The sequence below is a fragment of the Moraxella lacunata genome, from assembly GCF_900453205.1.
GTDB classification, from domain to species: domain Bacteria; phylum Pseudomonadota; class Gammaproteobacteria; order Pseudomonadales; family Moraxellaceae; genus Moraxella; species Moraxella lacunata_B.
In genome coordinates, this window is the sequence record NZ_UGQU01000003.1 from 328,704 (window position 1) to 342,020 (window position 13,317).

General features: G+C 43.3%; 10 protein-coding genes. 3 read left to right on the forward strand and 7 right to left on the reverse strand.

The window, feature by feature from the left end; translation table 11 throughout:
- Window positions 1-373: 373 nt before the first annotated feature.
- Window positions 374-2,920, forward strand: coding sequence for a heavy metal translocating P-type ATPase (locus DX073_RS10545; protein WP_115008015.1), 2,547 nt, complete (start codon window positions 374-376; stop codon window positions 2,918-2,920).
- Between the two features lie 85 nt (window positions 2,921-3,005).
- Here DX073_RS10545 and DX073_RS10550 read toward each other — a convergent pair whose 3' ends face one another.
- Both DX073_RS10550 and DX073_RS10555 read right to left on the reverse strand, forming a co-directional pair.
- Window positions 3,006-5,795, reverse strand: coding sequence for a DEAD/DEAH box helicase family protein (locus DX073_RS10550; protein WP_115008016.1), 2,790 nt, complete (start codon window positions 5,793-5,795; stop codon window positions 3,006-3,008).
- Window positions 5,785-7,362, reverse strand: a complete 1,578-nt coding sequence (locus DX073_RS10555) for a site-specific DNA-methyltransferase (protein ID WP_309473756.1) — start codon at window positions 7,360-7,362, stop codon at window positions 5,785-5,787. The genes DX073_RS10550 and DX073_RS10555 overlap by 11 nt, the downstream gene beginning before the upstream one ends.
- Here DX073_RS10555 and DX073_RS14750 point away from each other — a divergent pair.
- The gene (locus DX073_RS14750) at window positions 7,298-7,501 is read left to right on the forward strand and encodes a hypothetical protein (RefSeq protein WP_147279722.1); all 204 of its coding nucleotides are present in this window, start codon (window positions 7,298-7,300) and stop codon (window positions 7,499-7,501) included. The two genes, DX073_RS10555 and DX073_RS14750, sit on opposite strands and share 65 nt — an antisense overlap.
- Before the next feature lie 28 nt (window positions 7,502-7,529).
- On the opposite strand, the gene DX073_RS10560 is transcribed toward DX073_RS14750, so the two are convergent.
- From DX073_RS10560 to DX073_RS10580, 5 genes are all read right to left on the reverse strand, one after another.
- Complete coding sequence (locus tag DX073_RS10560) at window positions 7,530-8,030, reverse strand: site-specific DNA-methyltransferase (protein WP_115008018.1); 501 nt, start codon at window positions 8,028-8,030, stop codon at window positions 7,530-7,532.
- A 257-nt stretch (window positions 8,031-8,287) separates the two neighbouring features.
- The gene (locus DX073_RS10565) at window positions 8,288-8,428 is read right to left on the reverse strand and encodes an entericidin A/B family lipoprotein (protein ID WP_115008019.1); all 141 of its coding nucleotides are present in this window, start codon (window positions 8,426-8,428) and stop codon (window positions 8,288-8,290) included.
- Window positions 8,429-8,594: 166 nt separating this feature from the next.
- Entirely contained in the window at window positions 8,595-8,942 is a 348-nt protein-coding gene (locus DX073_RS10570; RefSeq protein WP_115008020.1) for a TusE/DsrC/DsvC family sulfur relay protein, read from the reverse strand.
- Window positions 8,943-9,136: 194 nt separating this feature from the next.
- The gene (locus DX073_RS10575) at window positions 9,137-9,457 is read right to left on the reverse strand and encodes a hypothetical protein (RefSeq protein ID WP_115008021.1); all 321 of its coding nucleotides are present in this window, start codon (window positions 9,455-9,457) and stop codon (window positions 9,137-9,139) included.
- Between the two features lie 2 nt (window positions 9,458-9,459).
- Entirely contained in the window at window positions 9,460-9,843 is a 384-nt protein-coding gene (locus DX073_RS10580; RefSeq protein ID WP_115008338.1) for a DsrE family protein, read from the reverse strand.
- Window positions 9,844-9,955: 112 nt separating this feature from the next.
- Here DX073_RS10580 and glnE point away from each other — a divergent pair, with 112 nt between their 5' ends.
- The gene (gene glnE, locus DX073_RS10585; protein WP_258556931.1) at window positions 9,956-12,964 is read left to right on the forward strand and encodes a bifunctional [glutamate--ammonia ligase]-adenylyl-L-tyrosine phosphorylase/[glutamate--ammonia-ligase] adenylyltransferase; all 3,009 of its coding nucleotides are present in this window, start codon (window positions 9,956-9,958) and stop codon (window positions 12,962-12,964) included.
- The last annotated feature ends 353 nt before the right edge of the window (window positions 12,965-13,317 follow it).

The following is a 13,317-nucleotide window of genomic DNA, read 5'->3' on the forward strand; positions in this document are numbered from 1 at the left end:
CTATTACCTTGATAAAAAAAAGAATGATTTTTATTCTACGATAAATTTAATGGGTTGTAAATAGGGATTTTCCAGTTAATAATTGCTTTGATGTAGATGTTGGTTTGGGGTTGTATCGTTGATTGGCAATTACCACTCTTGCCAATCAAACCAATTTTATGATAAAAAGTGATGACCATTTCACCATGTTGGCGGGTTTGTACGTCCCAAAGCTTGATACACTCTACAAAATGAAAAAGTGCTACGGTCTTTGTGGTAAAATTCAATTTTGTTAGCTGATGTCAAATTTAAAAAGCAATGAGCTTGCCACACCCCGCCTCACCCATTCTACCCAAGCCATGTTATAATACCACTTTTGCACGCATGATACGCCATGACCGACACCCCCCAAGACCCCATTGACACCAGCCTAGTGTTGCCCCCTGACGGGCATTGTTTTCATTGTGGCGAGAAGTTGCCCAGTGAGCCATTTTTTACCGTGATTTTTGATAAGCCACGCCCCATGTGCTGTTTGGGTTGTCAGCTTGCCTCAGAGAGCATTGTGGAGCTTGGGCTTTCGCAATACTATCTTGACCGCCGTGAGATAAGTCCGACCGCACCGCTACCGCTTGCCAATTTTGACGCTTATAATCATGACGATGTCAAAGCCCAATTCGTCTATCGTGAAGACGGTGGTAGTACGGCAGAACTGTCGGTGGCGAATTTGCGTTGTACGGCATGTACATGGCTCATTGAGACACGCCTGCGTGGTCTGGACGGGGTGCGAGCGTGTCAGGTCAATCTCACCCAACAGCGTATGCGTGTAAACTGGGATGAGAGCCGTTGCAGTATTGGTGATATTTTGGGGGCGGTGCATTCGGTCGGCTATGACGCTCGTCCGTATCGACAGGACACGCATGAAGCGATGATGAAACGCCAAAACAAGCAAATGCTTATCCGTCTGGGCGTGGCGGCGGTCGGGGCGATGCAGGCGATGATGTTTTCTATCGGGCTGTATTTTGGCGATTATTCGGGCATGGCGGACGAACACCGTCATTTTCTAAGGGCGGTGGCGTTGTTTGTTACCATGCCTGTCATTTTTTATGCAGGCGTGCCGTTTTTTCGCTCCGCTTATAATGCCATAAAGGCTCGGCAGGTCAATATGGACGTGCCTGTCTCTATCGCCCTTATCGTAACCTTTGGGGCAAGCCTATACGCCACGCTGACCCAATCAGGCGAGACGTATTTTGACTCGGTATCCATGTTTATTTTCTTTTTGCTCGCCGGTCGCTACATTGAGCAAAACACACGGCTAAAAGCGTCCAACATGGCAAGCGATTTGGTCGTGATTGAGCCTGTGCTTATCAAACGGCTTGGGCATTCGGACGAACTCATTGCAGAATTTGCCAATGGTTTGTTGGATAACGAACTCATCAAAGACTGGCAAAATGCTCATGCCAGTCATGACGTGGCGGACGATGATAAAGTGCTTGCCCAAGCCCTAACGGTCGGCGATGTCATTTGGGTAGAAGCAGGGCAACAAATCGCCTGTGATGGCGTGCTGTTGTCGGAGTCTGCCACGGTGTCGCAGAGTCTTTTGACAGGCGAGAGTGATTTGATTGTCAAAAAACAAGGCGATACATTGGCAGGTGGTTCACAAAATGACGCACAGCCTTTTGTCATGCTTGTAACCGCCCAAACGGACGACAGTCAAATGGCACTCATCGACCGCCTGATGAACCGTGCGATGAGCGAAAAACCACAAATCGCCCAAGATGCCGACCGCATGGCACGGTGGTTTGTCGCTCGAGTGCTCGTACTGTCGGTACTGATTTTTGTGATATGGCTGTTTGTGGACAAAACCCAAGCCCTATGGGCAACGGTGGCGGTACTGGTGGCAACCTGTCCGTGTGCGTTGAGCCTTGCCACGCCCATTGCCTTGACCATGGCGACCAACCGACTGGCAGGTTTGGGCTTTTTGGCGACTCGGGGGCATACCATTCAAAGCCTGTCGGAAGTCAGCCATGTGGCATTTGACAAAACAGGCACGCTCACGGTCGGGCAAGCCAACCTACTGCATGTGGATTATACCACCCATGACAAAACGCATTGGCTAAAAGTCGGAGCAAGCCTAGAAGTCGGCTCAAAGCACCCTGTGGCACGGGCCATCCTGACGTCCGCTCACGGCTTGCATTTGCCAAAAGTGCAAAACGCCACGCACCACACGGCAGGGGGTGTGGAAGGCTGTGTGGACGGGGTGTGGTATCGTATCGGGCACGATGGATTTGTGTTAAATGGCGGTGGCGGTCATCTGATAACCGAACGGCTTGACACGTTTGGGGCGAATATGTCGGTGGCATTGTCGGTTAAGGCAGGCGAGAGTTGGGACATGGTGGCACGTTTTTATTTTAATGACGTGGTACGCACGGACGCTAGACAAACGATAGACAATCTAAAAAAACAAGGCATTACCCCGCTCATGCTAACAGGCGACCCAAGCGACAACGCCTTAACAGTCGCCCAAACGCTCGGCATAGAACACGCTTATCATGGTCTATCGCCAACCGATAAAGTCAATCATATCAAAGAGCTACAAAAAGACGGACATACCGTGCTGATGGTGGGGGACGGTATCAATGACGCCCCTGTACTCGGTGCGTCCAACGTATCGGTGGCGATGGCAGGGGCGAGCGATTTAGCTCAGGTGTCGGCAGATGGCGTGTTACTTGGGGGTAAATTGTCCGTCATCAATAATGCCATAAACCTATCGGTAAAAACTCGCTACATCATCCGCCAAAATCTGCGGTGGGCATTGGTGTATAACACGCTTATCCTAGTGCCAGCAGGTTTGGGCCATGTACCGCCTTGGCTTGCCGCCATTGGTATGAGTTTGTCTAGCCTTTTTGTTGTGGCAAATGCCATGCGGATAAAGCGAAGTTGAACCGAAGTTATAATCATTTAACTTCAAAATGCACCAATGACAGTAAGGTGCGTATTACACACCTTACCATACTGCCTACAATACACTACTCTATTTTTTCAGAAACTGCCCCTAATGGGAACAACTCTGTAAATTGACCATACTCTTTTGGGTTTTTCTCATTGTCAGTAAAAAAAGGCAAACCAATCAAACGATAATGCGGTGTATCTTTTTGCAGAATCTTATCTTTGCCATATTCTGCCGTAATGGCTTCTAAAAAAGCTTCTTTCCATTTATCGTGTTCTGCTAAATGCTCACCTTTGGGTTCAATGAAAATTTGGTAATGCAAAAAGTCGTTCACTCTATTGGAAGAAGATGTTTGTTTGCTTTTTAGTAATAAAATAAAATCGGGCATAAATCCTTCACCATTGGCAAAGTTATTCAATTTAAACACTTCTTCATTACGGATTAAATGAATGTCATATTTAGATTCTAAATTACCCAAACGCTCTGCAATAAATTGAATTAACGCTTCTTCTATAGTTGTTCCAGCAAAATTATCCATCACATACCAATCATTTTGCGTGGCAATAGTCGTTTTTACATCATCTTTTTTAACCCATTTTTGTTTTGGTGTGCCAAAAATTTCCCACAATTTTTTAGGCGTAAATTCTTTTGTACCGATAAATGGCGTATCACTTTCATTCAAACGCTTTTCAACCATTTCCAAGATTTTCAGACAGCTTGCAAGTTTATCATCTGGGTGAATCTGTTTATCTTGCTCTAATCCTAAAAATTCAATTTGCCAATCTTTTAGTAATTTATTTTGTAAGTCGTTGCGATTTTGAATATTGAGTTTGTTTTGCAAGCGGTCAAAATGAAATAAAGATTGGCTATTTTTCCCTTTGATATGTAATGCTTTATTAAAAATGTGCCGTTCCATTTCACTCATTTTTATGGTTTGAGTAAAATTATTTTGTGTGCCAATTTGTTGTGCTATTTCATCCTTTTCATCGGCTGTAAATTGTGTTTCTTGCAACAGCTGATTGCCATGAATTTGAAATAAAAGCGTTTGTGGATTGGTTTTTAAACTCTCTGCATTATTGGCTTTAGCATTGGGATTTTTTACTTTTTGATTTGCCCAAATCAATAGGTTTTTAAAAGTTTCATCATCTGCAAATTCAGATTTTAGTTTGAAGGTGGTTAAAACCTTGTCTTTATCGTTTTCGGGAATAAAGCCATCTTTGCGAAGTTCTGCTTTTAATTCTGAAATATAGCGAGATTGCTCATCGTGCGTGTAATAAAACAATTCTTCCAAAATACGCAAGTCGTGTTGCATGTCGTTGTCAAATTTGCGTTTATTCGGCTGTTTATCTTCAAACGCAAATGGAAAATAACGCACGCCACGCCCAATCAACTGCTTTTCCGATACGGTAGCGGCAGCCGTTTTTCCCGATTTTTTATTTGAACCACCGCCGTTTTGCCCTTCGTACAAACGCACAATATCAAACAAATTCAGAACGTCCCAGCCTTCGGTTAGTCTATCCACCGTAAAAATGGCACGGATTGGATTATTAGCCGCTTCCAAATTGTTTAGCAGTTTTTCCGTTTCGCTGTCGGTTTTTTCGGTTTTGGTTTTGTTGGTTTCGGAATTGGTAATAATGACATTGTGTTTTTGATAATTTTGTTTTACCCAATTTACCAAATGTGCAAACTCAAAGTCATTTTCCTGCATAAATTTTAGGGCTTGTTCGGTGCGGGTTTTGCCTTGTTCGTTGGCGTTATCGCTGTCGTTTAAGCTCATTGAAAATGTCGTTAAAAACGAAAAATCAACCGCTTGCACATTTTCTACCCAATTTAAAAATGCCAAATAATCCGTTTTTGACTCATCAATCGTCTTACTTCTAAACAACATTACAGGCTTGAAATTGGCAATGCCATATTTTAACGCAACTTGATGGCGATACCAAGCAAACAATAAAGCGTGCAACACTCGCTCTTTTTTGCCTAGTGTGCTAGATACCAAATTGATTTCTTTGGTATAACCTTTTTGCAAAAATTCTTTTAAACCAAATTTTGTGATGATTTTATCAGCGTATTTTTGTTGCACTTCGGCATTTTCAGGCAGTGTGGCGGTAAATTCTAACAGCACATTTTGGCTAGGATTGCCATTTTTATTGAGTAGTAATTGCAAAACCATATGTTCCCAGCCTTTGCGTTCAATCTCGGCATTGCCTGCATTGGCTTTTAATTCCACTTCCAGATCCAATACAGTTTGTTTGTTACCTTTGGTTTGAGCATTTAAATGGTGTGCTTCATCGCCCAGCATTACAAGGTTCAAATCGTGCAAATCCGATAATGTCGTTTGATTTTCTCGCTCGGTGTGAATGTCGTTGTACAGTTTTTGAATACTGGTAAATTTAATTTCAATGCCGTCTGGATATTGGCTAAATGTCTCTACTTTGCGAATCGGAATTACCGTATCGCCTTGCAAAATCTTTTCGGTAAATAAAAATTTTGCGTGGCTTGGGTCAATAAAATTATTTTCCGTTTTATCCACGATATTATTTTGATTCACAAAAAACAAAAAATGACGATAGCCTTTTTCAAAATAATACAAAATCAATGTAGCCATCATCATCGTTTTGCCTGCCCCTGTCGCCATATTAAATAGCAAATGCGTAGGGCGGTTTTTAATGTCAGGGAAATCTGTGATTGATTTTAAATTTTCAAAAATCAAAAAATTTTCCAAAGCCGATTTTTGCCAATCAAAAAATGGATATTTCAAATTATTGGTAATGAATTTGGGAATGGCAAATTTGTTGGTATCGCCGTCTTCCAAATAAATTTGTTTTCGGTTTTCAATCACTTCAAATAAAGTTTTATTATTCGCCATCTTTTTTCTCCGCTTGATTTTGTGCTGATTGATAGAACGCACGGCTTAACGCTTTATCGTTATCATTTAGACAACTTGCAAATTGTTTATCATCCATTTCAGATAAAGAAACATACATTTGATTTAAATCCAACATTTCAAGCACCATTTGTTTTTGTTCGTCTAATGGCAAAGATTGAAATTCAGGCTCGTTAATAATTTGGCTAAATTCATTGACACTCACATTGTATTTTAAGAAGTATTTTTCGCATAATTCATTAAACAGTGTTTTGATGTCGTCTATATTTTCGCAAGCCAAAATTTGTTGTTTGGCGGTTTCGTTAAATGGGGCAAGCTCGGCATATACAAACTCGCCACCGCCTTGCCAATTCACGGCTTTGGAAATACCGCTTTGTTCGCCTTCAATCACTTTTTTTAGCCGTTCAACGGCAAGCGTTTCAATATAATCCATTTGCTCAATGCCGATATATTGACGACCCATTTTGTGGGCAACGGCACAGGTTGTACCAGAGCCTAAATGGTAGTCTAGGACGATGTCGCCCTTTTTCGTTGCACAATCTAAAATGATTTTTAACAGTTGTTCAGGTTTTTTACCATTTGCAAAATTAACTCCCCCTTCTTGAGCAACCCCACCTGTGGTAGTAATCTTGAACCAAATATCGCCAATATATATAGATGAATTTATTTCTGCAAATGCCAATTCAATTCTGGCGGTTTCGGTTTCTCGGTTAAAATCTGTCAAAATAATTTTTACATCGCCACTGGGATTGGTAAGAGATTGAATGGGCTGTTTAAAATCTAATTTAAGAGCTTTTTTTCTCAATGCTTTATTTGGTTTAGATGCAACAATTCGATAAGCATTATTCCATTTCCAATCAGAAATAGCTTGTTCATGAATTTGTTCTGCAGTTAATTTATTCTCTGATATAACTGACAAATGATTAGATACCCATTCATCAATAATAATTTTTTCATTTGATTTTATAAATTCTGATAATGAAACTAAAGATAGTCCATTAAGCAGTTTGTCCAATTCTGTTATTTTTTTATCTTCAATTAATTCAATAATTCTTTCAAAACTTTGGGGAGTTAATTCAGGAATAATTTGATTGTATTCTTTATCCCATTTTTCTTTTGCCTGTTTGGGGATAGTTAACTTAATCTGATTTTTATTTTTAGCATATAAAATGATGTATTCTTTTAGTTTTGGAAATTTCTTCCCTTTAATAGCGTGTTTAATTTTATTCCCAGAAGCATTGCTCATTTCAGGAATAATCATATTAATGAAATTTTCACGCTCAAAAATCTCATCCATTAATATTTTCAAATACGCCTGTTCATTATCATCACATTGTACAAAAATTACCCCATCATCAGCCAATAATGTTTTCGCAATTTCCAAGCGATTTTTCATAAAAGTGAGCCACGATGAATGATTGAATTTGTCGTTGTATTTAAAGCCGTCATTGCCAGTGTTATAAGGCGGGTCGATATAAATCAGCTTGATTTTGCCTTTAAACTGTTTGGCAAGCGAATGCAGGGCGATTAGATTATTGCCTTTGATAATGAGATTTTCGGCAGGTGTGCCGTCAGAATGGCGTTTGATGTCGCCAACAGGTTGTTTGCCGTCTGCGGTGTGGCGGGAGAATTTTGAGAATGCTTTTGCGTCAAAAAGTCGGTCAATTTCATCAAAAGCAAGCGTTTGATTAAAAAATATTTCTTGCCTTTTTCGGGTTAATTTGGTGTATAATTGGCTGGCTGGCTGGCTGGCTGGCTGGCTGGCTGGCTGGCTGGCTGGCTGGCTGGCTGGCTGGCTGGCTGGCTATTACTGCGTTTAAAATAAATCTCTTCGCCTTCTTCGGTGCTTTGCCCACCATTTAATACACAATCTTTAAACGGAAAATCCAACACAATATCGCTACTGTCTTTCAAAAAACGATTGCCGTCCGTCAAGCCAATGCGATTGGCGTATTTTGTGTAGGAATTATTGACGCCGTGTTTATCCAAGAAAAAACGAAAATCCTGCAATTTAAACACCAAAACGCCATTTATTTCCACAAAAAAATGGCGTTTTAAATCATCATTTCCCAACAACAAACCGATAATGGTCGGGTCGGTTTTTTCTACCAAATCCAACAGAATGTTTTTGGCTAAAATGGTTTTTTCTTCGTTTGCCCATACTTTTTCGTGTGATAGTAGGGCTTGGGTTAATTGGGATTGAAGGTCTGTATTCATGGGTAAAATCCTTGTGATTGCTTGTATGAGGTGATTGCAAAGGTTTTATCTTATTTTATAAAAATGTCATCAATGGCAGGCACGCCCTAAATTTTTTGTTACGCCTAATATGATAAAACCCCTTACAGCTCAATAACTGTGGCGAATTTTATCAAGTTTTTGTGGGCATATCAACGCATTATTAAAACATGGTCTAAATTAAACATAAAAACAAGCCCAACCTTGGTGTAGATTGGGCTTGTTTGATGGAGTGTCAATTAGATTTTGTCTTGAACCTTTTGAGCACCGTCAGTCACGGCTTCACCAGTTCTTGATATGTCTTTACCAAAACCTTTGATGGTGTTGCAACCAGTTAGTACGAACATGCCAGCTAGGGCAACAACAAGTACCTTTTTCATAAGATAACTCCTAGTTAAAAAATGGGTGAGAAAACTCTCAAAACTTATCTTATCCAAATATTCATCATTTTACTGTAATAAAATGTAATCAAACCTTGCAAAAAGTGGTTTGTTTTTAAATTTTAGATTGTGCAAATCAAAGAACATGCACATTTTAATCAATCATCTATAAACAATTCGGCGGTTTGGGTAGTCCTGCCAAACGATTGACATGGCGTGCGACCAATCCTGTGTTAAAGAGCTGTTGGAGTTTGGCGTTGTCAATCTCATCATCGGGCAGGGCGATGGATAGATGTTTGATGAGTGGGCGAGTGGCAGGGCTGTGATGATATTTGTCAAAAAATGCCCGCACCTGTGCCAGTATGCGATAATGTACGTCTGTAAGCTGTATACCCAAGGTATCGGCAAGCTGTTGGGCGATGGCAGGTGTCCAAAGCGTGTGGTCGGTCAAATGCCCATCAGCGTCCAAGGTTAGCTCATTAGGCAGGGGAGTTGTGGTGTCGGTCATGGTCATGGGGCGGGTTGGGGGCTAGTTGCAGGATTGGTTATATAATTAAAATTGGTAGTGGTCTAAAAAGTATGCTGAACTAGGTTTTCCGTTCGCCCTGAGTCTGCCTGCGGGTAGGAAAACCGTTAGGTTTCCCAAGCTCACCACGAACGGTTTTCTTTGTAGCATACTTTTTGAACCAGAGCCTTAAAATTATGGGGTTAAAATTCAAGCACGCTGTCAAATAACACACGTTTATCATCAAGCACGCACCGCTCATCAGCTAGGGCGTGCCGAATGTCATCATCAAATCGTGCCATCTGCTCATCAGTAAAGCCGTGCCATGCCTTTTCTATATCATACAAATCAAGCGACTGTATCATGCCATAGATACGACTGTCAGGGTCGCCAAGCAGTAGGTGGGTGGGCGTGTCCAGAAATAGCGTGACATCATGGTCAAAGGTCGCCAGCACAAAGGCAAGGGCGAGTGCTTCATAAGCGATGAGTTCGTTGTCGCTAGCAAGTTTGATTAGGATATTCATGGTTAAAACTGCACCAGTTGGGTGTCATCATCGATGTGTAGTGCCAGCTCGGAGAGTCCGACCAAGCGAAAAGGGGGTAGGATGTTCTCACCGTCCAAGCCATGACGACTGGCGTTATCGGCGTCGCTAATGCCCCGTGCCAAAGCGGTGCTGACACAGACGGGCAAATCAAGATGATATCGCTCGGCAAGGGCGACCCACAGGCGACCGACATCAGGCACGTCCGCACTTTGCCACGCTAGGCGATTGGCGGTGTACGCCCCGTCACCGTAGAAAAATACCGAGACACGCTCGCCACTGTCTAGTAGCGTGGTGGCGGTCGTTAGGGCTTCTTTGCCTTGGCGGTCGTGGGGGCTTTTGGTGATGAGTAGTAGGGTGTGTGCCATGATAATGATGGGTTGTTTTTTGGATATTATAGCGTAAATTTTTAAATTTGGTGTAAAATAAGCAAAAATCATCAATCAATAAATCCCAAATCAACAAATCGAGCGAGTTGCCATGTCTGATTTTTGCTCCAGTGATAGCGAGCTTGCCACGCTTGCCCTTGCCAGTCCTTTTGCCTTTGGCATTTATCAAAAACAGCCGTCACAGGTCGGTGCGTTTTTGGGTCGATTTGGTTTAACTCATTCCCTTGACCGTGCGGTGTTTGATGGATTAATCAGAGAGTTTGTGGCGATTTGTGCAGGCATAAGCGGTGCAGAAGATGATATAAAAGAGAATGATAAAAAAGAGAATGATGTAAAAGAGAATGATGTAAAAGATGGCATAAATAAGGATGATAAAAAAGGGAATGATAAAAAAGACGATATGAGATATGCCGATGTGCGATATGATGAGATTGATGAATCGGCAGTCATGCAAGCGATGCGAGAACTTAGAGCCATGCTGATGGTCAAATGGATATGGCAAGATGCATTGGGAGTCATCAGCTTAGAGAGACTCACCACGGAGCTGTCGGACTTTGCCGATGCGTGCGTGTGCTTTGCCAAGGACTATGCATGGCACAAGACGGCAGAGCGGTATGGAGTCCCCATGACCAGTAGCGTGCAGTTGGCACAGACAGGCATGGGGGGCGTGGGCAAAAAAAGCCCCAAAATCATGCCTGATGAATTTGCTGTCATAGCCATGGGCAAGCTCGGGGCAAGAGAGCTGAATTTATCAAGCGACATTGACCTGATTTTTGTGCATTTGGGGGCAGGCGATACTGACATCAGCGAGCAGGGCAAAAAGAGCGTGGAGAATCAGAAGTTCATGACCACGCTTGGGCGAATGCTCATCCGCCTGCTTAACGACCACAGCGAGCATGGCTTTGTGTTTCGGGTGGACATGCGACTGCGTCCGTGGGGTGATGGCAGTCCGCTCATCATGAGCTTGTCAGCGTTAGAGAAGTATTTTAATCAGCATGGGCGGACGTGGGAGCGGTTTGCGTGGTTAAAGGCGAGAGTGGTCAATCCCGTATCCACGCCCTTTGCCGATGAGCTGTCGGCAGTGATGAAAAATTTCGTGTATCGTTATTATATCGATTATACCGCCTTTTCGGCACTGCGTGAGATGAAAACGCTCATCATGGCACAGCAAGCCCAACGCCAAGACACCGATAATGTCAAACTGGGCGTGGGCGGTATTCGAGACATTGAGTTCATCGCACAGGCATTCTTGCTCATCTATGGCGGTCATCATTTGGCATTGGGCGAGCGGTCGGCTTGTCTGGATGTGCTGTCCATGTTGGGTGAGCTTGATTATTTAGATGATGATGAATGCACCAAGCTTATGGATGCTTATCGCTTTTTACGGCGATTAGAACATGCCATCCAAGCCCGTCATGATGAGCAGACCCAGAGACTGCCGATGGGCGATGAGCTGGTGGCGATTGCACAGGTATTGGGCTTTGAGAGTGTGGTGGATTTTCAAGCGGTGCTTGCCCGTCATCGGCAAAATGTCTTTGTCCCCTTTAACCGCATGGTCACCGACCGCCAAAGCCCCACGCAGTCACTGGGCGAGACGGCAGAGATGGAGCAGGTGTTGCAGGGACTGCTCAGTGCTGATGGCTTGCATTTGTTAGATGAGTTTTGGCAGTCCAAGCTGGTCACCAGTTTAGAGTCTGATGCCAAAGCACGCCTTGATGGGGCGTATCCGATTTTGCTACATGCACTCTGTCATCATGCCAAGAGTGATGGGGCGGAGCGTGCCGATGATGCGGTGCCACGCCTTATCATGCTGTTAGAGTCCATCTGCCGTCGCTCGATATATCTGGTGATGATAGCAGAGAACCCGAATGCGACCATGGGGCTTATTCCCATGCTCTCAGCAAGTCCGTGGATAGCACGAGAGCTTGCCTTGCACCCCATGCTCCTTGATGACTTTTTGCAACAGCGTTATTTGCATTTGCCCAACAAAGCAGAGCTAACCGACATCCTAAGACAACAGCTACTTCGGGTACTACCCTTTGATGATGAGCAGTATCTGACCGCCATTCGCACCTTTAAAAAGTCACAGGTGCTGGCTGTGGCGACCGCTGACATCCTAGGCTTACGCCACATCATGAAAGTCTCGGACAGCCTAACCTTTATCGCCGAAGTTGTGCTGTCATCGGCACTTAGTAGGGCTTATGATGAGCTGGTCGCCAAACACGGTCATCCCGTGCGTGCCGATGGCATGCCCACCGATGAGACGGCATGCGGTTTTGCGGTCATTGGCTATGGCAAATTGGGCGGGATTGAGATGTCTTATGCGTCAGATTTGGACGTGGTGTTTTTGCATGACATTGACGAAAAAGCCGATACCGTGGGCGACAATGTCAAGGTGATTAGTGGCATGAAGTTTGCGTCCCGTCTTGTCCAAAAGGTCATCACTTATCTGACCACGCAGACCCGTGATGGGCGTGCCTATGAGCTGGACATGCGTCTTCGACCATCGGGCAACGCAGGCGTGATGGTCGTGTCGGTGCAGGGCTTTGATGACTATCAGCGTGATAAGGCGTGGGCGTGGGAACATCAGGCACTGGTACGGGCTAGGGGCATTGCAGGCGACAAGGCGGTGCTGGATGCCTTTGATGTCACTCGCCATCAGGTGCTGACCGCTCACCGAGAGTCCGAGCAGGTACGCCAAGACGTGCTGTCCATGCGTCAAAAGATGAAAGAACATCTGGGCACCAAATCATCAAATCAGCCCAACAACCACGGACTGGTTCAGCCTTTTCACATCAAGCAGGACTTTGGCGGGTTGATTGACATCGAGTTTTTGGCTCAGTTTATGGTGCTTGCCCACGCCCATGCTCACCCGAGCCTTGCCATCTGGTCGGACAACGTGCGTATCTTTGAAGAAGTGGCAAAGACAGGACTGTGGTCTGATGACTGGTGCGACAGACTCACGCAGGCGTATTTGGCACTGAGAAAAACCACGCACGAGCTGGCACTGTCCGAAAAACAGGTCGTGGTCGATGATGATAACTGGCAAGCGATTCGGGCATTTGTGTGTGGCGTGTGGGGCGAAGTGATTGGCGAGTAAAAGACTTGACAAAACAAAACCTTCGCCGATAATCTTTTGAAAATTGAAAATTGAAAATTGAAAATTGAAAATTGAAAATTGAAAATTGAAAATTGAAAATTGAAAATTGAAAATTGAAAATTGAAAATTGAAAATTGAAAATTGAAAATTGAAAATTGAAAATTGAAAATTGAAAATTGAAAATTGAAAATTGAAAATTGAAAATTGAAAATTGAAAATTGAAAATTGAAAATTGAAAATTGAAAATTGAAAATTGAAAATTGAAAATTGAAAATTGAAAATTGAAAATTGAAAATTGAAAATTGAAAATTGAAAATTGAAAATTGAAAATTGAAAATTGAAAATTGAAAATT